Source organism: Neobacillus rhizosphaerae, assembly GCF_937468385.1.
Classification (GTDB): Bacteria; Bacillota; Bacilli; order Bacillales; family Cytobacillaceae; genus Neobacillus; species Neobacillus rhizosphaerae.
In genome coordinates this window covers 1-21,072 of the sequence record NZ_CALBWS010000003.1, presented here as the reverse complement: position 1 = coordinate 21,072, position 21,072 = coordinate 1, and the positions used below count along the sequence as shown (strand labels likewise).

The 21,072-nt window shown below is 33.8% G+C and carries 21 protein-coding genes and 1 pseudogene; 19 read left to right on the top strand and 3 right to left on the bottom strand.

Annotated elements, in window-relative coordinates:
• The first annotated feature begins 53 nt into the window (after window positions 1–53).
• The 13 genes from M5A78_RS04260 (at window position 54) to M5A78_RS04205 (ending at window position 11,483) form a co-directional block, all read left to right on the top strand.
• Window positions 54–851, top strand: a complete 798-nt coding sequence (locus M5A78_RS04260; protein WP_248734209.1) for a LysM peptidoglycan-binding domain-containing protein — start codon at window positions 54–56, stop codon at window positions 849–851.
• A gap of 229 nt (window positions 852–1,080) precedes the next feature.
• Complete coding sequence (locus M5A78_RS04255) at window positions 1,081–2,010, top strand: ABC transporter ATP-binding protein (RefSeq protein WP_248734040.1); 930 nt, start codon at window positions 1,081–1,083, stop codon at window positions 2,008–2,010.
• Window positions 2,007–3,107, top strand: a complete 1,101-nt coding sequence (locus tag M5A78_RS04250; RefSeq protein ID WP_248734039.1) for an ABC transporter permease — start codon at window positions 2,007–2,009, stop codon at window positions 3,105–3,107. The genes M5A78_RS04255 and M5A78_RS04250 overlap by 4 nt, the downstream gene beginning before the upstream one ends.
• Before the next feature lie 4 nt (window positions 3,108–3,111).
• Window positions 3,112–3,597 carry a DUF6526 family protein gene (locus M5A78_RS04245; protein WP_248734038.1) on the top strand — a complete coding sequence of 162 codons (486 nt, stop codon included), beginning with the start codon at window positions 3,112–3,114 and terminating at the stop codon, window positions 3,595–3,597.
• A gap of 266 nt (window positions 3,598–3,863) precedes the next feature.
• Window positions 3,864–3,992 carry a hypothetical protein gene (locus tag M5A78_RS24670; RefSeq protein WP_264760434.1) on the top strand — a complete coding sequence of 43 codons (129 nt, stop codon included), beginning with the start codon at window positions 3,864–3,866 and terminating at the stop codon, window positions 3,990–3,992.
• Window positions 3,993–4,170: 178 nt separating this feature from the next.
• On the top strand, window positions 4,171–4,809 hold the full coding sequence (locus M5A78_RS04240) for a DUF2975 domain-containing protein (protein WP_248734037.1): 639 nt from the start codon (window positions 4,171–4,173) through the stop codon (window positions 4,807–4,809).
• An 11-nt stretch (window positions 4,810–4,820) separates the two neighbouring features.
• Complete coding sequence (locus tag M5A78_RS04235; protein ID WP_248734036.1) at window positions 4,821–5,051, top strand: helix-turn-helix domain-containing protein; 231 nt, start codon at window positions 4,821–4,823, stop codon at window positions 5,049–5,051.
• A gap of 407 nt (window positions 5,052–5,458) precedes the next feature.
• Complete coding sequence (locus M5A78_RS04230; RefSeq protein ID WP_248734035.1) at window positions 5,459–6,706, top strand: radical SAM/SPASM domain-containing protein; 1,248 nt, start codon at window positions 5,459–5,461, stop codon at window positions 6,704–6,706.
• Window positions 6,707–7,093: 387 nt separating this feature from the next.
• The gene (locus M5A78_RS04225) at window positions 7,094–8,011 is read left to right on the top strand and encodes an ABC transporter ATP-binding protein (protein WP_248734034.1); all 918 of its coding nucleotides are present in this window, start codon (window positions 7,094–7,096) and stop codon (window positions 8,009–8,011) included.
• Between the two features lie 4 nt (window positions 8,012–8,015).
• Window positions 8,016–8,801, top strand: a complete 786-nt coding sequence (locus tag M5A78_RS04220) for an ABC transporter permease (RefSeq protein WP_248734033.1) — start codon at window positions 8,016–8,018, stop codon at window positions 8,799–8,801.
• Window positions 8,802–9,452 carry a CPBP family intramembrane glutamic endopeptidase gene (locus M5A78_RS04215; RefSeq protein ID WP_248734032.1) on the top strand — a complete coding sequence of 217 codons (651 nt, stop codon included), beginning with the start codon at window positions 8,802–8,804 and terminating at the stop codon, window positions 9,450–9,452. It begins immediately after the preceding gene.
• Between the two features lie 13 nt (window positions 9,453–9,465).
• The gene (locus tag M5A78_RS04210; RefSeq protein WP_248734031.1) at window positions 9,466–9,870 is read left to right on the top strand and encodes a hypothetical protein; all 405 of its coding nucleotides are present in this window, start codon (window positions 9,466–9,468) and stop codon (window positions 9,868–9,870) included.
• Between the two features lie 2 nt (window positions 9,871–9,872).
• Window positions 9,873–11,483 carry an ATP-binding cassette domain-containing protein gene (locus M5A78_RS04205; RefSeq protein WP_248734030.1) on the top strand — a complete coding sequence of 537 codons (1,611 nt, stop codon included), beginning with the start codon at window positions 9,873–9,875 and terminating at the stop codon, window positions 11,481–11,483.
• A gap of 284 nt (window positions 11,484–11,767) precedes the next feature.
• Here M5A78_RS04205 and M5A78_RS04200 read toward each other — a convergent pair whose 3' ends face one another.
• The gene (locus M5A78_RS04200; protein ID WP_248734029.1) at window positions 11,768–12,886 is read right to left on the bottom strand and encodes a tyrosine-type recombinase/integrase; all 1,119 of its coding nucleotides are present in this window, start codon (window positions 12,884–12,886) and stop codon (window positions 11,768–11,770) included.
• Between the two features lie 520 nt (window positions 12,887–13,406).
• Between M5A78_RS04200 and M5A78_RS04195 the strand changes: the two genes are divergently transcribed.
• Window positions 13,407–13,940: a GNAT family N-acetyltransferase gene (locus tag M5A78_RS04195; RefSeq protein WP_248734028.1), complete on the top strand. Its 534-nt coding sequence runs from the start codon at window positions 13,407–13,409 to the stop codon at window positions 13,938–13,940.
• Between the two features lie 100 nt (window positions 13,941–14,040).
• Here M5A78_RS04195 and M5A78_RS04190 read toward each other — a convergent pair whose 3' ends face one another.
• A complete protein-coding gene (locus M5A78_RS04190) occupies window positions 14,041–14,292 on the bottom strand; it encodes a DUF2533 family protein (RefSeq protein ID WP_248734027.1) in 252 nt (83 codons plus the stop codon).
• A gap of 1,132 nt (window positions 14,293–15,424) precedes the next feature.
• On the opposite strand from M5A78_RS04190, the gene M5A78_RS24665 reads away from it, so the two are divergent.
• Complete coding sequence (locus M5A78_RS24665) at window positions 15,425–15,556, top strand: hypothetical protein (protein WP_264760433.1); 132 nt, start codon at window positions 15,425–15,427, stop codon at window positions 15,554–15,556.
• Between the two features lie 556 nt (window positions 15,557–16,112).
• Window positions 16,113–16,481, top strand: coding sequence for a rhodanese-like domain-containing protein (locus tag M5A78_RS04185; protein WP_248734026.1), 369 nt, complete (start codon window positions 16,113–16,115; stop codon window positions 16,479–16,481).
• Between the two features lie 739 nt (window positions 16,482–17,220).
• On the opposite strand, the pseudogene M5A78_RS04180 reads toward M5A78_RS04185, so the two are convergent.
• Window positions 17,221–17,535, bottom strand: a pseudogene (locus tag M5A78_RS04180) (redoxin domain-containing protein); the annotation flags it as partial.
• A gap of 510 nt (window positions 17,536–18,045) precedes the next feature.
• On the opposite strand from M5A78_RS04180, the gene M5A78_RS04175 reads away from it, so the two are divergent.
• From M5A78_RS04175 to M5A78_RS04165, 3 genes are all read left to right on the top strand, one after another.
• Window positions 18,046–18,651 (top strand): DUF2680 domain-containing protein, encoded by a 606-nt coding sequence (locus tag M5A78_RS04175; protein WP_248734025.1) that lies wholly within the window; start codon window positions 18,046–18,048, stop codon window positions 18,649–18,651.
• A 162-nt stretch (window positions 18,652–18,813) separates the two neighbouring features.
• Window positions 18,814–19,509 (top strand): response regulator transcription factor, encoded by a 696-nt coding sequence (locus M5A78_RS04170; protein ID WP_248734024.1) that lies wholly within the window; start codon window positions 18,814–18,816, stop codon window positions 19,507–19,509.
• Window positions 19,506–20,882, top strand: coding sequence for a sensor histidine kinase (locus tag M5A78_RS04165; protein WP_248734023.1), 1,377 nt, complete (start codon window positions 19,506–19,508; stop codon window positions 20,880–20,882). The genes M5A78_RS04170 and M5A78_RS04165 overlap by 4 nt, the downstream gene beginning before the upstream one ends.
• Window positions 20,883–21,072 lie beyond the last annotated feature (190 nt).

The window sequence follows — 21,072 nt, the reverse complement described above, 5'->3', positions numbered from 1 at the left end:
GTAAAGTATTCTATTTAGATTATTTATATGGGGGAATTGCAACAGTGAGTATTATGTATATAAAAAGAAAACAAAGATTAGCAGATTTACGCAAGAAAAGGATGAGAGCGCGCAATCAAAAATTGGCAACAGCCGCGATTGCAGGTACATTTACAGCTCTTGTTTTTATGAATACAAAAGTGGAAGCATGTAGTACAACATATACTGTAGTAAAAAATGATACCCTATACAGCCTTTCAAGAAAGTATAATGTCAGTACAGATCAGCTAATGGCAGTTAATGGTTTAAAATCAGAGAAAATAATAGTTGGACAGCAGATTATGGTACCTGACCATGTACAATCCGTAAAACCTGAAGAATTGTCCAGTCTTTATACAGTCCAAAAAGGGGATACCCTTTACGCACTGGCAAAAAAATCTGGTGTTAGCATAAATGAATTAACAAAGATAAATCATTTACAATCGGATAAAATTTACATTGGTCAAAAAATCAAACTAACTGTTGCCTCTCAAACAAAAGACATTAAGCCACCAATGTACAAGGTGAATCCTGGAGATACATTATGGGGAATTGCAAAGCGCTTTGGGGTAAAGGTAGAGGATCTGAAAAAGGTGAATGGACTTCGCCTAGATATGGTTCTTATTGGGCAAAACCTTACTATTCCCGGGCCCGCCATTTTTACTAAAGTACAGGTTGTGGGGGCAGCTGACAACTTTACCGTAGAATTTCAGTATAAGGATGAACCATTCGTATTAACTGTGGCATACGGTTCTGCACCTGAATACGAAAAAAAATCTGGGCAGCAGGTAACCGTAGTCCATAAGAACGGTGCCCTAATTTCAATATATTAATAACCAATGAGGGTCGTTTATTTGTAAGAAAGGAGTCGGATAACGACTCCTTTTTGACGTACAGTGATAATAGTTTTTATTTAGAGAGGAATAAAATATTTTTTATAGAATAATGGTATGTAGAGTTGTTTAATTAATAAAACAACAATGGACACAATTTACCAAGAATAAAGATTAATAGAAGTAAGCAGCATCTACTTTTGACTTTGAGTGAGGTGGAGTGTGACAGATGGATTCTCATGAAAAAATCATTCAAGTAATGAATCTAGTGAAAAAATATGGCGATTTTTCGGCAGTTAAAGGAATAGAATTTCACGTTCATAAAGGTGAAGTATTTGGTCTTCTTGGTCCAAACGGTGCGGGGAAAACAACAACATTAGAAATGTTGGTAGGGCTAAGAAAACCTGATCAGGGAACAGCATTGATTGGTGGATTCGATATCACCAGAGAGTTAAAAAAAGTAAAAGAGGTGATCGGTGTTCAATTACAATCGACTTCACTCTTTGAATTGCTCACGGTAGAAGAAATACTACATTTATATGCAAGCTTTTATCCTAAACAGGTTTCTATTACTTCCTTAATTGAGGATATGCTACTGACCGATAAAAGGAAAAACCGCATTAAAAGTTTATCAGGAGGACAGAAACAAAGATTAGCTATTGCCTTAGCACTTGTGCATGATCCATGGATTATTTTCTTAGATGAACCAACAACAGGTCTTGACCCTCAGGCAAGAAGAACACTATGGGATATTATTCGTCTCTTAAAAGAGAAAGGGAAAACAATTGTTCTGACCACCCATTATATGGAAGAAGCGCATGTATTATGCGACCGTATTGCGATCATGAATCAAGGCGAACTTATTGCTTTAGACACACCTTCTCAGCTTGTAAAAAACCTGCAGTCTGATAGTGCAGTAGAGTTTCGCGTTGAGAATGAATCAGCTGAAGTGGATTTACATGAAATCGAAGGGGTTAAACAGGTAGGGAATCAAAAGGACGCGTATATTCTTTATACAGATGATCTTCAAATCACTTTAACCAGCTTGATTCAGTTGGCGACAAATAAACAACTCAAATTAACAGATTTACAAACACGATCAGCTACCTTAGAAGATGTGTTTATACATATGACTGGAAGGAGATTAAGGGAAGGATGAGAGCATACTGGCAGCTAACGTTATCGCAATTGCGTATTTTCCTTCGAAATCGTCAGGTCTTATTTTGGACGTTGGCATTTCCGATTTTCCTCATGACCATGCTAGGTTCATTTTTAGGAAATGGAAATGGAATTTCTTTATCGATCGGGGTTGTTGATCAAGACCAATCCGTTCAATCGAAAGATTTAGTGAATAATCTGAATAAAAATAAGGCGATTGATATAAAAAAAGAGAACAATGAAAAAAAGGCACTGAGCAAATTGAAAAAAGGTGATTTACAACTAGTCGTTATCATACCTAAAGGATACGATTTAAGCTTAAATGGCTCACCATCAAAAACGGAGCCCTTCTCACTTCCCGTTTACTATAATGAAACGGACATGGCTGCATCACAAGTTGGTATTCAGTTAGTGAATAATGCAGTAGATGGAATTAGTAAAGAAAAGGTTGATTATCATCCGGTAGTGGTAACAGATTCTAAGGGTATAGAAACACTAAATTTAAAGTATATTGATTTCTTAGTCCCTGGGATTGTGGCCATGATGATTATGAGTAACAACATGAATGGCGTCGCAGGTCAAATTGCTGCCTGGAGAGAACGAGGAATATTAAGAAGAATGCAAGGAACCACTTTAAAGGCTTCAACTTTTATTGCGGCGCAAATTACTGCCAGACTTGTACTGAATGGCATGCAAGCGCTGATTGTTCTGGGTGTGGCGCATCTAATTTTTGGCATTGAAGTCCGAGGGTCGTGGTTTACCTTAATCAGTTTTGTCATATTAGGGACACTGGCTTTTATGGCGATTGGATTTATTATTGCAGGCATAGCTAAAACACCTGAAAGTGCGGCACCAATTGCCGGTTTTCTTTCGTTTCCGATGTTATTTATGGGAGGGGTGTTTTTCCCGATCAAAAACATGCCAGAATTTCTGCAACCCATTGTTCAAATATTACCTATTGCCCATCTTAGCCACGCATTAAGAGAAACGATGAATGTTGGAGCATCGTTTATGAGCTTAGGGACAGAGGCAATGATCTTAGGCGGTTGGCTTGTAGGCGCATTTATTATTGCTAGCTACACGTTTAAATGGGAATAAGTGAATGGTTAAACTGAATAAGAATGAAAAAAGGAAAAGAAAAGGGTGGAAAAAAATGAAGAATCAAGACTATAAATCGCATGTGCGTGTGCACCCGATTTATCATTATGTTTTATCGGTCTTACTATTAGGAACATTAGTAACTACTATTGTTTTTATGGTTCGTTCCATTAATCAAGAGGAGAACATTCTACTATCCATCATCCTATTTTTGATGATGATGATCATAGTAATCGTCGCAGTGTTTTTGCGGTTATATCCATTAAAAGCTCAAGATCGTGCTATCCGTGCGGAAGAAAATCTTCGTTCTTTTGTTTTAACGGGACAGTTGTTAGATTCTAAACTCAGTATCTCGCAAGTGGTTGCTTTACGTTTTGCAGATGACAAGGAATTTCCTGAGCTAAGCAAACGAGCTGTAGCGGAAAATTTAAAACCTGATGACATTAAAAAAGCGATCCAAAACTGGCGAGCAGACCATAACAGAATCTAAATGTAGAAAAACACGTTTGATTTTATCTCAGACGTGTTTTTACTATTCCGTATAATATAATAAACAGTAATTTTTAATAGAGTAATAATATAGGAATGACTTACTGGTGTTATCATTTATATAGAATATTTGAATACATAGACTTTATGAATCGGCTATACTTAACTAGACAAAAAATTGAGGTCTAGTAGACTAACTCAATTTCAGGGTATACTAATTATGAATCAAGAGCATCCGGCTGGAGTACTTTACTGTCAGAGGTGGGAATGGTAGCCTGGTTGGATTTATCGAAGACGGAAGAAGTACTTACCGGTACCATCGAAGAGATTTTCTATAAGAGCTGCCAGAACTATGGTACTCGAAAGATTATTCATAAGTTAGAAAACAAGGATTAGTTGCATCTAGGCGTCGTATCGGAAGAATCAAGCGACAAAACAGGTTAATATCGAAATATACATGAATTGAATCTACCATGTGACACTGAGCTTTGTAGCTACACAAGTATTCATCTACACTACTGAAAAAGAGATGCCACAATATTTTAATATATACCGAAGAAAGGGGCAAGAAATTATGGAACTGGTGATTGAAAAAAAGAATTTTAAAGTGCTAATTAAAGGGTTAAATATGATCTTTACAGCTTTATTAATTGTATTAAGTTGTCTATTATTATTCTTTGGTGCTCTAATTGTTTTCGCAAGTCTTATTTCTGAAAATTTTGTATTAAATTTAATAGAGGGTGGGAAATTTAGTGCATCCTTTAATTTTTCTGGGTTTGAGTTATTTTTAGCTGAGCCGGCTATAAAAAAATTCCATTATGACAAAGGTATAATAGTGCTACTTTTATTTATAGTATTAATCTATATTTCAATCATTTTTTACATCATCATTTTAGTGAAAAAGTTTTTGAATTCAATCATGCAAGGGGAAATTTTTACTCTATCGAATAGTAAACGTATTGAAAAGGTTGCGTATTGTTTCGTTAGTTTAAGTTTTGTGATTAACACTATTCAAACATATTTAATTTACGCTCTGAGTCAATTGTTTACGCTTGAACAGTTTATGGAGAGTGCGAATTGGATAAAGTCAGTATCCTATCATTTTTTCGGGGTAAATTGGAGTATGTTTTTATGTGGATTAATTATTTGGACGATAGGGCGAATTTTTAGATATGGTTCCTTCTTACAAGAGGAATTTGATGCTACATTATAGGAAGTGAAAGTATGGCGATAATTATTCGATTAGATCGAATGTTAGCTGAAAGAAAAATGCAACTTAGTGTGCTTGCAGAAAAAGTGGATTTATCTATCGTTAATTTATCTAACTTAAAGACAGGTAAAGTGAAAGCTGTCCGTTTTTCGACATTAAATGCAATTTGCAAGGTGCTTAACTGTCAGCCAGGAGATATATTAGAGTATGTTGAAGATGATGATGAGGATGACGAAAATGTTTAATCTAAATTGTGAATAAAATTTGAACTGAAACCTGAAAAAAAGAAGTTGAAAAAGATATTTTGAAAAAATGATGTGTTAGTATTTTAATCTTCCTATTTGAATAATTTTTCTAAATTATGGTATTTAATTAAAGTGCGTTTAATAGAACTTTTTCTATTAAATGCACTTTTTCTTTTTTTGAAAAAATTTAACTGAATTAATAAAAATATTTGATTAGTATAATTTCACATACAAATATAAAGCATTAATTTAATTAAATCAATAATTATTTAATGATTATCATAAAATAATTATTGATTTAATTTAAATATTTAATTATATTAGAAGTGATAATAAATGTTAAAAATTAGAAATTTTTTCATGCGAATTATTTAAAAAACAAACTATTAATTAAGGTGGGTGAGGAAATGATTCTAGAGAAAAAATATACGTTTCATTCAAAGGTTGAAGTTTTTGAGATTGAAGGAATCAGAATGATTGGGAATTTAGCCAATGGATCCATTATTGGTTTGGATACTGAGGGAGAGCACATTGTCGATCGAATAATAAAAGGGGCAGAATTAGCAGAAAATCATCTTACTGAAAAAACTATTCAAATGCTCGACTATATGAAAAATCTAGGTTTTTTTGATGAAGAATTACCAGAAACGAAACTAAAAGCTGCGTATTTACATTTAACGGATAGATGTAATTTGAATTGCATCGGGTGTTATTCATACGTTGAAAACCGTAATGAAAGAGATGTACTTCCATTTGAAAGTGTTTGCATAATTATAGATCAATTAAAGATAAATGGTGTACAACAAATCGTAATTTCAGGAGGTGAGCCATTTATTAGAAAGGACATTGCAGACATTTGTAAATATATAAAAGAAAATGCACAAATTGAATTTTTAAGTGTAATCACAAATGGAACGATGTTCTACGAAAGGCATCTGGAGGCATTCAAATATATTGATGTCTTAAATATTTCAGTAGATGGTTTCAATGAAGAAACACAGTTCATTCGAGATAAAGGTATTATGAAAAAAATTATTTCAAACATCGAATTTTTACGTCCGCGGGTCTCGATTAACTTAATTGCAACGATACATAGACGTAACTTGCAGTATACGAACGACTATTTAAAATTTGCGAATGGTTTAGGTGTGAAGCTATCATTCAGTATTTTCACTGTTGATCCGAATGACGAATTGTTCAAGGATTTTATTTTTGACAAAAAATCACTCGTCAATTTTTCTAAAAGAATTTTAACGTTAGATGAAAATGTCCAGATTATGGATATGCCAACAGGGGAAGTATGTTTAACTTGCAGAGGTAATTGCGAAGTGGCAAAGGAGATTGTTAGCATTAGTGCAGATGGGTCAATTTATCCTTGTCACATGCTTCATAATGATGAATTAAAGTTGGGGAATTTATTAGAAGGCAGCTTATATGATGCACTTCATTCTGAGAACAATATTTTTAATGAGTTAAATGTGGATAAGGTAAATGGATGTAGTGTGTGTGAATATCGCTATTTATGTGGCGGGGGTTGTCGAGGACGAAGCTGGCTTTATAAAAGGAATTTAGCCGAACGTGATGCATATTGCCCGTTTATTAAGACCTTCTATCGTGGCACTATTAAAAAATTAAAGGAATCTATTTCAAATTAATATAGATCACATCATTTTTATTGAAAGGAGGTGAATCCAAATGTTGTTCGCATCTCAAAAATCTGCAACGAAACCTAACTGCGTGAGTGTTGGTTACATTGTTTGTGTAAGTTATGGTAAAAGTTGGTAATTGAATTTTAAGAGATTGATAGATTTGTTCGGGAAATGGATTGTTCGTTTATAAATGTCTCTTCGTAGCAAAGTTATCTAATTAGGTGGATCTATTGCAATTTTAAATAGTCATTTTATTTCCATTTAAAGGAGGTGATACATATGTTATTCGCATCTAAAAAATCTGCAACGAAGCCTAACTGCGTAAGTGTAGGTTTTATTGTTTGTGTAAGTTATGGTAAGAGTTGGTAATTGGGTAATAAGAGATTGGTAGCTTTGATCGGTGAATTAAGGCTACCTATTTCTTACTATTTGGAGGGGGTAGTTGTGCTGATTCAATTTAAAGAAGTTACAAAGGTATATAAATCTTCCAAAGTGAAAGCGTTAGATAGCTTTTCAGCAGAAATTAATGCGGGAGAAATAATTGGGCTTATTGGAAAAAATGGCTCCGGGAAGACAACTCTGATGAATTGTTTAACAAATAATATTCATATAACCTCTGGTGAAATATTTTATGAGGGACAAAATTTGATGGACAATAAAGAAAAAATTGCTGAATTTGGAATTTTAATCGAAAGTGCATTCGTCGATTATTTGAACGCATACCAAAACTTAGAATTACTGTTATTAGCTGAAGGTGTTACAGATAAAAAACAAATTAAAGAAGATGTTGAGAGAGTATTGAGCTTAGTTGGCTTAATTGAAAGAAAAAAGGATTTCGTCAAAACATTCTCATTTGGAATGAAGCAACGACTAGGTTTGGCTCAAGCATTATTAAGAGATAAAAAACTTTTAATACTCGATGAACCGTTAGTTGGATTAGATGTACTGGGAAGAGACTTAGTCAAAAGTCTGATAAAAGACTTAGCCAAAAAAGAAGGTAGAGCAGTTATTTTTTCAGATCATAATTTAAATGAAGTAAAAGATGTTTGTGATCGGATTATATATATAGACAATGGAAAAAAGCTTTTTGATGATATTTTTGATGATAGTAAACGATATCTTATCTCAGTGGATGACAGCGAAAAAAAGCATGGATCGTTCCCTACATTTGAGCGAAAAGGGGACAAAATTATCGTACATGACAGCACTCAACTAAATGATGTCATTATAAGCATTACCCAGCAAAATTTAAAAATCGTCGACATTGAGGTGTCCGAGCCATCTTTAATGACGCTTTTTAGAGGAGAGTAAGTATATGTTAAATTCTAAAACAGTGTTCCTAATTGAATGGAAAAAAATAATAAAGCGTAAAGAGATATTAGCGCTTTTTTCAATGTTGGCTATTCCTATGCTATATAGTCTAGGGGCATATTTTAATTCATCAATTATTGTATTTAATAGCGATACAAAAGAATATGGCTTTAGCTTTCTTGTAAATATGATAGTATTTGTGAAAATGCTTTTTATTTATTTTCTGATTACGGCCTTGTTTGCTGCTAAATCACTTGGTGGAGAAATAGAAAATAGAAGCATCCTTCTTTATACGCAGCGTATTACAGACCGTGCAAAAATATATAAGGCTAAAATAGCAGGTTTGTATAGTGTTGTGGCTTTGATAACAGTTTTTTTTATGATTTTTTCCATTGTTATGTACTACTTGTTTACTGTAAAAAGAGAAGATATTGCTACCGCACAGTTTATTAAACCAGATGAATTCCTAGGGTTGCTATATGTGTCTATCGGCATTGTACTTTTATATTTTTTGGTTATTTCTTTCAGCATGATGCTAAGCACATTTTTAAAATCAAATACGGCTATTATTATATTTTGTGTCGTATTTATTGCTTTTACGTTTTTAGGTAAATTTCCAGTAGTCAAATATATTTCTTTTGAATATTACTTAAATGGGTTAATGTCCATTACACCAACTGATCACACACAGCTGACAATAAATTTTATACTCTACACATTATTAGTAGGAGGCTTCATTGTAATATGTAATATTATTGGAATTCGGTCGTTTTCAAGGAGGGACTTGTAAATGCGCTTATTCATTTCATTTCCATCTCCATCTCCATCTCCATCTTTAATAAAAGATCGACCTAGCGTAATAATGGACACACTTATACTCTTATTTTTACCGTTAATGTTCGTTTCCATTTCCGGATTATTATTATTATTCTCGTTCCCAAATATCACATCGGAAATATTTAGTTTATTCATTGTCGCAATTAGTATGACGTCAGGTTTTTGTTTAATTCCTTATTTGTATTTGAAGATAAGGTATCGAGTGAGCTTAGTTGACATAGGAATAAAAGCGATGTCAAAATACGATATCATTTTAATGTTAGTTGTAATGGCTTTCGTATCCAGTTATCTACTCTATATTGGACAAACTACAAGTTACATCATACTTAATGGAATTCAAATGTTGATTGTTGCAACGACGGAAGAATTTTGGGCTAGAGGAGCGATTTGTTTCTTGTTGTTTAAGCTAACAAAAAGTCATTGGCTTGTCATTATTCTGAGTAGCATATTCTTTGCCTTTTTTACGCACTTAAACGAACCTTTTATTGAAAACATATTATATCGACTTCCGGGATCATTCGTAATGGGGATTATTTTTGTTAAGACGAGAAACTTACTTTATACTATTTTGTTCCACTTTTTATACAATATGATAATGATTTGAGGGGGAGATCTAAATGAAAAACAAAATAATTATTTTGATGAGTACAATAGTTCAAATCATTTTTGTTGTTTTTTTTATGATGACAGAGAGCATGGATGTAATTAGACTTTTAATTTATATGCTTTCTCCAATGCTGCTAAGTGCGCTACTCATTTTTTTCATCGAACTGAATCGAGAGAAAATATATATGAAGCTGTTTATATATGCTTTACCTAACATAATTTTCAGCATCATCATGACGGTGTTTGTACAAGCGAGGATCGATGAAATTTTGAAAGAAAGTTTGAAATATCAGTCTGCTAACTTAGAGATCTCAGCGAATAACTCTCCTTATACTTCTTTATTGTTAATATTAGTTGTAAGTATTGGATTGCACTATGTAGTTGGTCAAGCGAAATTAAGTTTAAGTAGGAAATAGCCATGAGATTTTTTAAATGGAATGCACATTTTATTTTTGTTATTGCTTTATATTTACTTGTATCTATTGTTTCGGTAGCTTTTCCTTTATCATTAATGAACATAACAGATACTCTAATAGGTGGAGGAAACGAAAGGCTAATGCCTCTATATATTGGTTGTAGTAGCTTAGGTATCTCACAAATGGTTTTGGTATATACATCTGGAAAACTTAATAATTCGTATGTAGCCAATAGAATGATCCAGTTACGTGAACAAATTAATAGTGTCATACTTAACACCTCATTTGAACAATTTAATCAATATGATAAAGAAGAATATCAAAACTTGCTATATGCTAATATAGAAAATCTAGAAGAAGATTATTATAATGCCGTTTTGAATATTATCACAAAAGGACTATTGTTAAGCTGCTCTTTAATTACTTTAATTGTTTTGCAACCAATGCTTACGTTAGCTCTAGTAGTTATTATTATTTTAATTAGCGTATTACCGTTAGTATTTTCAGTTAGAATTATTAAACTAAAAGAGGAACATATCAATTTAAATGGAAAATATATAAACATTACTAATGAGATCATTTCAGGATTCAACATTATTCGGATATATTGCCGACAAAAAATATTTTCTGAAAAGGCTAATGAAAATATTAAATTTCTTGAAAAGAAAAGGTTACATCTAAAAAATACAATGCTTAAGGCGAATGTGATTTTTGGCAGTGCTACGATATTAATTATGCTTATTATTTTTTTACTTGGTGGATATTTGGTAAGTAAAGAAATGCTAACTGTTGGCTCATTAATAGCTTTTATTCAGCTAATCATGTATGTTATCGAACCATCTATAAATATTGCGCAAGATGTAAATAAGGTAACATCTACAAAACCGATACGAGAGCAAATCCAATCTATATTGAAATTAGAGGTTGCGGAAAGTAGCAATCATGAATTCAATATTATACGGGAAATTCATCTTAAAGGGATCTCTTATGTGTATGAAAATGCTACAGCGCCAATTTTAAAGAATATCAATTTAAGATTTGAGAAAGGGAAGAAGTATGCAATTGTAGGTGGCAACGGCTGTGGAAAATCTACACTATTAAAAATAATAGCTGGATTAATTAGTGGATACAATGGAGAAATCTATATTAATCAAAAAAACCATAAAGGCACAATAAATTCAATTGGCTTTGTGGATCAAGATAATTTTTTATTCCAAGGCACGATATTAAATAATATAAACTTGTTTAACGAAGACAACTTTTTAGAGAATGATATTCAACGATTAATCAAACAGCTAGACTTCGAGACTTTGTTACTAAAGCTCAATGAAGACGTGGGAAGTAACGGAGAATGTTTATCTGGTGGTCAACGCCAAAAAGTATCAATAGCTAGAGCAATTTTTCAATCACCGCAGCTACTTTTACTAGATGAGCCTAACTCTGCTTTAGATTCAGAAAATTCCGAGTTGCTATATCGTTTGATTGAAAATATGAAAGACTGTATTTGTATCATGATTACACATGAAGATGAAGATGCTTTAAATATTTTTGATGAAATCATAGAAGTAAAAAATGGAGAGGCTTATGTTAAATCAAGAGCTCTCGTTAGTTAGCCAAAGCTATTCTAAAAAAGAGGATAGCTTTTTTATTTTTGAGAAGTAAAAGAAAGAAAACAAATTAATAATTCCCCACAAATAACTCAATTTTAGTTTTAGACTTATTCATCCAATTGGTTTAGACTTTTATGTCTTTTATCTAATGACAAAATCGTTGTAACATTATGTATCAATGTTTGTGTCATGTGAGAGTGACATAAACATTGATACACTATTTTATGGCATCCGTTCGGATCGCCTTCCATTTTCAATTAAAATTTGGATGAAGTAAAAAATCAATATTATCTAAACAGATTCACTTTTTGTAAATGAACATGAGTGTTATCCTGATTCACACGTTCTAAATAGATATTAGTGGTCGAAATATCGGAATGACCAGCCCAGTCTTTCACAACAGCAAGCGGTACATCATTTTCAAGCAACATCGTGACAAAGGTGTGGCGGAACCAGTGTGGAGATACCTTCGAATGCTTTCCCGCCAAATGAACGGCTTCCTTTACAATCTTATATAGGCTTGGATAAGTTAACCGTCTTTTATCTTTATGCGGCTCTTTTTTATTATATAGAGCGAAGAAAAGTGGACTAATGTCATCTGGATCAATAGCAACAGACTCCCCAAGACTCCTCCGATAATCCAATAACAGTTCTTTAGTCTCTTCTTTTATGGGTATTGTACGATGTTTTTTTCCTTTTCCAATCACATCCGCATATAAATAACCTTGACGATTGTAACGGAAACTTCCCCAATTCAAACTTAAAAGCTCACTGGCACGAAGACCTGTTGTGTAGAGAAGATAACCAATCAATAAATTCCTCTTTTCTAGTTGTTCACGATTCCTGTTGGCCTTCACAATTTTCGGTAGGAAGGAGATTAAATATTCCGCATCTCTTTGATTTAATTCTCTAACTTGCACACGGGTTTGTGCTTCTTCTGCAGCTGTTTCTTCTACTATATAGTGACCTTTTTTAGCTGCTGGTTTTGAGATCCACGTAGAAAGATGTGATTTGTAAAATTGCGTTTCATATCCAAAGTCCAATAATCTCCGGAAAAACTCTAATTTCCTTATCGCCGATTTAGAGGCATACTTTTCTTTAATAAATTTATTGTAGGCTTTGACTTCAGGAAAGCCGATGTCTCGAAAAGAAAGCGAATGCTCCGTTAAAAAGAGGAGCAAAGTTTTGGCGTCTGAACGATAGGCTTTGATCGTGTGAGGGGATAGTGACCTATCGATCGTAAAAACTTTTTCTAAAAAAAAGAACTCCAAAAAATCTTGCTCGGAACTATCTGTAAGGGAGAGGTTTCTATTTTCATCGAGTAGGTTTCGATTTGCTAATTTATTCTGTAGTTGCGTTAAGTAATGTTCATTCGTTAATTCAGGGAGATTGGTCAAATCATTCATCAGTTAGTTAGTCTCCTATTTACAATAATGGTATTATGTATAGTAAAGATAAGTCCTACTTATCTTTACTTACATACTATCATAGAATATTGTTCTATAAAGGGAGGACTAGCCATAAATCAACTTCTTCCTTTACTGTCTGAGATTTGCTCTCAGACGCATTAATTTTTCTTTTCCAATACCATTGGTGATTCAGTTTAACACTGAGCCTCACAGCAACATTAAAAATTGGCTAGTTGCATAACAAATACAACACATGAGCTAGTAATTTTAAAAACCTTTAATTCTCCTTCATATTAGTATTTTAGTATACTTAAATATGATAAAAATGCTAAAAATAACGGGATGTGACAAGAAATATGTTATATAAATATAATTTTATTAATCGAATTTCGTTAGTGGAATTCACTGCTTTTATACTTGCAAAGGTTTTCGTTATGACCGAAATACAATCTGATTGCATTTCAAAAAAGCCAAGATTATAGTAATAGTAATATCACATTGGAAGGAGTTGAAAGTTATGAAACAAGTAAAATTGAGAAATGGCATTTCCGTGAGTATCAGAGAGGCAGCAAGAGAAGATGCAGAGCAAATGATCGATTTCTACAATGAAGTAGGGGGAGAAACCGATTTCCTTTCCTTTGGGAAAAATGAGTTTCAAAGAAACGTAATGGAATATGAAGGATTTTTAGATGCAGCTCGAGCGGAACAAAACTCTATTATTTTATTGGCATTCATTAACGACGAAATGGTCAGTATCGCATCCATAAATTCTAGCCAAAAGCCTAGATCCAAGCATGTAGGGACGCTAGGCATTGTGATAAGCAAAACATATACGGGAATAGGCCTAGGACGAATCTTAATGGAATCGCTAATTGATTGGGCGAAACAAAATGGAGTGACTAGAAAAATAAGTCTAGTGACACGAGAAGACAACGATCATGCGATCCATCTCTATAGAAAATTAGGATTTGAAGAAGAAGGTCTGATAAAGGAAGAAAATTATATTAAGGGTAGTTATTATAATACCTTGGTGATGGCTCTATTCATTTAGAGTGGGAAAAAATATCTAATCTCCAGTTTATAATGGGAACGGGCAGTACACAGACTGTCCGTTATTTGTTAAAAATAGCTAACAGTACAGGCACTGATAGCTATGAATTTTTTACGTAATCCTTAATCATATCAACGGTAACGTTTTTCCTCGTCGGTATAAATCGCAAATTTATTTTATTAATTTTATTCGTTACTTCGTTTATTTTATCTGTTGAAAAGGGACTGCCATGTTTACATAACTCAAGAGCTTCCTCGATAAAGCTTTCCCGTTGTTGATCAAGAGCTAAAAACATTTTATAAATTTTATTTTGTTTTTCCGCGTGTTTAATCAAATCTTTATGTACACTCATGATTTCACTCCTTAAATGATTGACTGTTTCCATAATACCATAATCAAAAAGGAAGGGAGTATAGATTTTAATCACTGACTAGAGGCACTTTTTGTAGTGAAACGAGGTACGGATGACTCAGAAAAAACGAAAAAGGATTAGGTAAGGTGTTGTTTATGCAATCCATTTACCAAATAATAAGTAACGGGTCATGATAGTTTAATAAGGAATGAAAAAGTTCAGAAAAAAGTTAGATTTTTGACCAAAAAAGGATGATAAAATTTAAACAACGGCGTTTCTGTAATTAAGCAGGAACGCTTTTTGCAAAAGGGTGGTATAGTGCTAACTACATTCTCTAGCCTAGAACATTACTCCTTGACTGGATTGATGGTTTAGATGGAAAGAAAAACAGAAAATGGGATTGGTTGGGATTAAAATGAAAACATTAAATTATCCGATTTGGTTAAAATGCTATATGGTCATTGGAATATTATTAGGCGTATTTTTTTTCTTGATGTATGCAACTAGACAAGAGATTATCGAAGAATATTACCAAATTCGTATTTTTGTGAACGTGGTATTTGTTTTATGGATTATAATTGACATAGTTTTAAAACGACTAGTATCATCGTACACGACAAATGGGGTAAGAAATGTAATATTCGCTGTATATGTTTTTTTCATAATCGGAGCTCGAGGTCTTCCTAGTCCTTTTCGCTATGATTGGGTATGCCATATAGCTTTTGCTTTTTATCTAGCGAATTATTTTTATAATGTGATAAAGAAAAAAAAGCAAGGAAACTAACCTCAAGGAAAGGATGATGGAAATTTAGTTGAATTGGATTAGTTTGAACGCCGTATGCGGTGAAAGACGCTTGTTCGGGGGAAAAGGGAGAGATAACTTCCAACCCTTACCTATCTGTATGCTTAAATCGGTACCACTTTTGGTGGCTTTTTTCTTATTCTAGTATCGGGTCAGTTTAAGAAAAAAATCAAATCGCATAACCTATAAAAAAGAAAGCAAACTAATATGTGGGTGCCGTTAACGAACAATATATGAAAAAATACTGCTCAGATATCTTTATATGGTGTATTTATAATAGTCGGCATCCTTGAAGGGACAACTAATTCAAACTACAAGGGTGGTGAAAAAATGGCTAAAAGAACGAATAACCAGTTTAAGAATAATAAAAATGCTCTACCAACAAAAGCAGATGCAGAAATTGCGGGAGAAAATGGACTTGAAAAAATTGCAATAAGAGCCCAAAGAACTAAAAATAAGTAAATAATATGGGGCAGTAAACCTGTCCCTCTGTTCCTTAAAAATAATTTTAGGGATACTAATGTAGATCCACATAGGGCTGTCTATAAATTTTAGGTAAACATATTGAACAGGGGGCGATGCTTTAAAAAGGCATCGCCTTTACCTTGTTCGACTAAGGGCAGGCTAGTAAGAATAACAAAATAAACCGTCATTTGTTGATTTAATTTTTGGTATTTTTACCACATTTCTTTGTTCTGAAAGATTTATAGTTGCATATGAAAAATCAAGTCTCAGTTTTTGTGTCAATTATTCCTGAATAAAAGTTTGCACCTTCTATTTTTGTGGATACAAAACTCCTGACATTTTTTGAAAATGATCATTGGCTTTATTTTATTAAACTCCTTTCCAAAATACTCGTATTATCTTTAAAATGACCAAAATTGTTCATTAATATGTTTTTGTTCAAAAAACATTCAAATAAAAGATGAAAAATGGATTGATGATAGATTTTAATTTTATATAATAAAATTATACCCCCTGGAGTAATCAGGAGGAATCGTCTAAAGGTGGTTGTACATTGAAAAAAATATTGCTCTTTTTAGCCCTATTCTTAGTCTTAGTTCTTACTGCATGTGGAAATGAAGGATATCGAAATGTATCTTCAGATGAAGCAAAAAAATTAATAGACAACAAAGAAGTTGTCGTGTTAGATGTAAGAACGCAAGAAGAATTTCAAGCGGGGCATATTCCTGATGCAACGTTGATTCCAGTCCAAGAATTAGAAGGAAGATTAAATGAATTACAAAAAAATGACCCCTATTTAGTGGTCTGCCGTAGCGGCAACCGTTCCGTCCAAGCTAGTGAAATTTTAACAAGCAAAGGTTTTAAGAAAATTTATAACTTGACTGAGGGTATGAATGCCTGGCCATTTGAAATTGAACAATAAGATCTAAAATTTGAAAATTGCACAAATGAACTTGGGGTAACAGAAATAGTTATAGAAAAATCAAATATATAAAGGAGATCTTGCAATAAAATGAGCTTCTAACATTGATGCTCATTTTATTGCTTTTGAAAACAGTAAGTTTAATTATTAATTCATGAAGAGAATAACGTTGACATTATACCTATGTGGGTATAATATAATTCTTGTCAATGATATTCCTTTTATTAAAACCAATGATTAAAAGTGGTATGAGAAGACAGTAGTTTAGTAGGAAGTTAAAAAAATAGGATTTCCAAAAGTGATGAATGTCAAAGGCGGCATGAGCGCTTGGTTATTAACTACAAAGAGATAGTGACTTTATTATGGAGGGATAAATAAATGGTGAAAGTAACCCATGCAGCAATTATAAAAATTACAAATGATGTTCAAGATGTAATCAAAGAAGGAAAAAAGCCGCTGATCCGCTTATCAATGGGAATTGGCTGAGGGGGGCCGCAGCTTCGCCTGACTCTGGAGGAGTCGGCTTTAGATACTGATGAAATCTTTGAACTAGACGGAATTCAGTTTTTAGTTAATGAACGTGATCAAGTTTATTTTAATAATGTAAAAATTGATTATACAAAGTCAATATTCGGAGACGGACAATTTACAATCCTTCGAGTTTAATGTTAAAAGAGGGCTATTATTTAAAAGGTGAGAAGTCCAGCTCCATTTTGCTGGAAGGACTTCTCACCTTATTTTATTGTGCTAGTTTTTCAGCAGCATACGAAATAATGTTTGCTGCTTCATCTCCAAATGGATCTACTTGACGTGATTCGATGATGTTTCCTTTTTTATCAAGTATTACAAATCCTCTTAGTGATTTAGGCTCACTTGGATCCTTTAAACCAGCTTTTTCAATCATTTGTAGGTATTTATCAGATAATATTGGATAATCTAGACCCAGCTCCGCTTTTAATTCTTTATGATGCTCTACTGAATCTGCACTTAGAGCATAAATATCTCCTGGGAACCCAACAAATAACTCTTTACTTTTCTGCAGCTCGACCAGCTGTGATTTACAGTAGTCTCAACTATTCCCTGTGAAGAAAAAAAGTAAAGTAGGTTTTTCCTTATTGTCCAAGGCTACTATGTTCCCTTTATCATCCTTAAGAGCTTTTGCATTCTCATTAGAAGAACACCCAGTCACTATGATGGTAAATAACATCAGGGAAAGAATGATCATAAGATATTTCCTTTTCTGCATTTGGTAGATTACCTCCTTTGTATTTTATTTCACATTCATTATACCCAATGTGGTATAGGTTTTTATAAAAGAAATATGAATAAATACCAAACTATTATTTAAAAGCTATTTAACTCATATTTAACAAGAGTATTTTTGTCATTTTCTTGAACACTTTTTAAAAGTCTTATAAAAATAAGAATCTTTGTGAAAACAGCTTTACTTAAAAAGGAGAAATCTTAACATTTTCTTGATATTTCCTTTAAAGATTCTGGAAAGTTGTTCAGTATGATGAAATTGAAAATTGATTTACATAAATTTTAAAAGGAGTTGGTTTTAATGAAATGGAGTTATTTATTGACTGCTGGTGCTTTTGTAGGAGTTTTTTCTTTGGGAGCTATGTTTGCTCCAATTGGTAAGCCGTCTGCAAATGTAAATGAGCAAGCAATCAGCAACAATTTGTCGGTTGTTCAAACAGCCGATAAGAAGGAGGCACCTCAACAGGGACAGGCTGATTTTACCTGCCCGATGACTGGAGAACCTATGGGTAATAGATCGGGTATGGGTATGAGTATGAGGGGTTCTATGAAAGAGTCAGTAGCTGATGCACTCGCCATGTCAGTAGACGACTATCTGGCAGCTCGAAAGGAAGGTAAATCGATTGCTGACTTGGCTGAAGAAAAAGGTGTCAAGGTTAAAGATATTGTTAAGGTAATGACAGAGTCAAGAAAGACTGAACTCGAAAAGCTTGTAAAAGAAGGAAATCTTACACAAGAACAAATGGATAATATGTTAAAAAACATGGAATATATGATGGAACAAGCAATCGAACGGAATGATATGGGCTCAATGCATGGACGTGGAATGGGGATGGGGCAAGGCGGCGGATGCGGCAGTTACCCGGACAATCAACAATTCCAAACCGGGAATGGTACAAATCTTTAATTTAATCATAAACTTTTCTTAACTCTGAGGCATTGCTTCAGAGTTTTTTCCAAGGTAAGAACCTTCTGGCGGGAAATTAACCAAGTAGTCATATTTTAAGCTCTGTGACCGGATATTTTCCAAGTATAATAGAAAATAAAGCGAGAGAAGGAGGATAGAAATGTGATTAAGATGATTGCTGTAGTAGACGATGAAGTGAAAATACGGGATATGGTTAAAACCTATTTACATAGTGAAGGTTTCGAAACACTGGAGGCAGGAGATGGGACTGCAGCGGTTCAACTAGTAGAAAACCATGAAGTAGACCTTATGCTGTTAGATGTCATGATGCCGCATAAGGATGGCCTCCAAACACTGCGGGAAATCCGCTTGAAGCATAAAAAATTACCCGTGATTATGTTAACAGCAAAATCTGAAGAAATAGATAAACTATTAGGTCTTGAAATGGGTGCTGATGATTATATTACCAAACCGTTTAGTATTCGTGAGCTTGCCGCGAGAATACGGGCTGTTTTAAGAAGGAGTTCAACTGATGATAATATAGAAGCAGACGAAGTTCTGGTAAGAGACGACATTGAAATCAATTTAACAACATATGAAGTAAAAGTAAAAGGAGAATTTTTGAATTTAACCCCAACTGAATATAAAATCCTAGTGACACTTGCCAGAAAACCGGGCCGTGTATATAGCCGTCTCCAATTGATGGACAGTGTGATGGGGGAGGCATTTGTTCTTTATGAACGTTCGATTGATACCCATGTCAGCAATTTAAGAAAAAAAGTTGAAAATGACCCTGCTCATCCGAAGTACATTCATACTGTGTACGGAATCGGCTATCGGTTTGGTGAAAAGAAATGAAACTTCAAATGAAGCTAATCATCGCATTCATCATAATTGTTTTGTTAATGGGAATAAGCCAATCTGTCTTTTTGCAATCGAGGATACGGGCTACTTTCCAGGACTATTTAGACCAACACACCTACAATTTTATGGTGCGAATGGAACTAATGCTGGAACAATATTATGAAGAAACAGGTTCATGGAAAAATGTACAGCAGCTATATTTTAGTTCTGATTCCTCAAACGGAAATGGACATGGCATGATGATGCGTGGGATGGGAATGAATATGTCCATGTCAAGTGATGATATACTTCTAGTCGATCTAAACGGGTTGGTAATTGCTGACTCATCAGGAACAAGAATTGGATCCGCCGGAAAGGATCTTTCGGGGAAAAAAGTGGATTTAATTGTAAATGGCGAGAAAAAAGGGACTCTCGTTCTTTATCAACATAAACTTAAAGACCTTGAAATTGAGTTTATTCACTCATCCAATACTACCATCCTAATCAGCGGTTTGTTAGCAGCATTAACAGCAGCCATATTCAGTCTTTTCATAGCAGGAAAAATATCCAAGCCATTAAAGATCCTAATGACTGGGATTAAACAGATTGCCAGTGGGGAAAAAGCAAAGGAAATCAGCATTTCAGCAACCGGTGAATTTTATGAACTAGGGGAAGCATTTAATGACATGGCACGGAAACTGGAACGCAATGAAGAAATTAGACGGACACTTGTCGCGGATGTTGCACATGAGCTGCGAACACCTCTTTCAATTCTTCAAGGAAAGCTGGAATCAATTCAAGAAGGGGTGATTAATCCTTCGGAGGAGATCATTCTTGAACTTACGGATGAAGTTTATCGGTTAAACCGTTTAGTCAGAGATTTACAGCAATTAAGTCTTGCTGAAGCTGGCAAGCTCCCATTAAATATTCAGCCTATTGATATTTACCTGCTTATTGAACGAATTTGCAATCATTTACAGTGGCTGGCAGATGAAAAGGAAATTGTACTCCAGTACGATAAAATTCCAACAGAATATTTTCTGCAAATTGATGCCGATAGAATGACACAGGTTATTGTAAATCTGGTTGGCAATGCATTAAGGCATACACCTCCACAGGGTATGGTGGAGATTTCTGCTCAACCACGGGCAAACTCATTCATAATTCAAGTAGCAAACACCGGCCAAGGAATACCGGAAGATGTGCTTCCACATATTTTTGACCGGTTTTATAAAAGGGATACGTCAAGAACTCGTGATGAAAGCGGAACAGGTCTCGGACTCTCTATCGCCAAAGGGTTCGTGGAAGCACATGGTGGTTTTATTACTGTAGAGAGTGAAACGAATAAAGGTACCATTTTCACTATCAAACTTCCATTATTAAACTAATATTAACCAGAAGGTGTAGAGAAATTGTTATTAATTTTTTCTCCACACCTTTTTTTACAAATTATAGTACGGAGATGACGAGTGACACAAAAGTACTTTAATGAACTAAGTAAATTTGTATAATGAATCCAGAAAATATAATGACATAGAAGTCCTTATATTTAGGAATTTTTTAATAAGAAATTATTTC

Bases quoted from the DNA above. Each gene is read 5' to 3' on its own strand.
- M5A78_RS04200 (WP_248734029.1), bottom strand. From the start codon at position 12,886: ATGAATGATTTGACCAATCTCCCTGAATTAACGAATGAACATTACTTA.
- M5A78_RS24670 (WP_264760434.1), top strand. From the start codon at position 3,864: ATGGTAGCCTGGTTGGATTTATCGAAGACGGAAGAAGTACTTACCGGT.
- M5A78_RS04210 (WP_248734031.1), top strand. From the start codon at position 9,466: ATGAAAAACAAAATAATTATTTTGATGAGTACAATAGTTCAAATCATT.
- M5A78_RS04190 (WP_248734027.1), bottom strand. From the start codon at position 14,292: ATGAGTGTACATAAAGATTTGATTAAACACGCGGAAAAACAAAATAAA.
- M5A78_RS04165 (WP_248734023.1), top strand. From the start codon at position 19,506: ATGAAACTTCAAATGAAGCTAATCATCGCATTCATCATAATTGTTTTG.
- M5A78_RS04205 (WP_248734030.1), top strand. From the start codon at position 9,873: ATGAGATTTTTTAAATGGAATGCACATTTTATTTTTGTTATTGCTTTA.
- M5A78_RS04260 (WP_248734209.1), top strand. From the start codon at position 54: ATGTATATAAAAAGAAAACAAAGATTAGCAGATTTACGCAAGAAAAGG.
- M5A78_RS04230 (WP_248734035.1), top strand. From the start codon at position 5,459: ATGATTCTAGAGAAAAAATATACGTTTCATTCAAAGGTTGAAGTTTTT.
- M5A78_RS04195 (WP_248734028.1), top strand. From the start codon at position 13,407: ATGAAACAAGTAAAATTGAGAAATGGCATTTCCGTGAGTATCAGAGAG.
- M5A78_RS04240 (WP_248734037.1), top strand. From the start codon at position 4,171: ATGGAACTGGTGATTGAAAAAAAGAATTTTAAAGTGCTAATTAAAGGG.
- M5A78_RS04250 (WP_248734039.1), top strand. From the start codon at position 2,007: ATGAGAGCATACTGGCAGCTAACGTTATCGCAATTGCGTATTTTCCTT.
- M5A78_RS04175 (WP_248734025.1), top strand. From the start codon at position 18,046: ATGAAATGGAGTTATTTATTGACTGCTGGTGCTTTTGTAGGAGTTTTT.
- M5A78_RS24665 (WP_264760433.1), top strand. From the start codon at position 15,425: ATGGCTAAAAGAACGAATAACCAGTTTAAGAATAATAAAAATGCTCTA.
- M5A78_RS04220 (WP_248734033.1), top strand. From the start codon at position 8,016: ATGTTAAATTCTAAAACAGTGTTCCTAATTGAATGGAAAAAAATAATA.
- M5A78_RS04235 (WP_248734036.1), top strand. From the start codon at position 4,821: ATGGCGATAATTATTCGATTAGATCGAATGTTAGCTGAAAGAAAAATG.
- M5A78_RS04215 (WP_248734032.1), top strand. From the start codon at position 8,802: ATGCGCTTATTCATTTCATTTCCATCTCCATCTCCATCTCCATCTTTA.
- M5A78_RS04245 (WP_248734038.1), top strand. From the start codon at position 3,112: ATGGTTAAACTGAATAAGAATGAAAAAAGGAAAAGAAAAGGGTGGAAA.
- M5A78_RS04255 (WP_248734040.1), top strand. From the start codon at position 1,081: ATGGATTCTCATGAAAAAATCATTCAAGTAATGAATCTAGTGAAAAAA.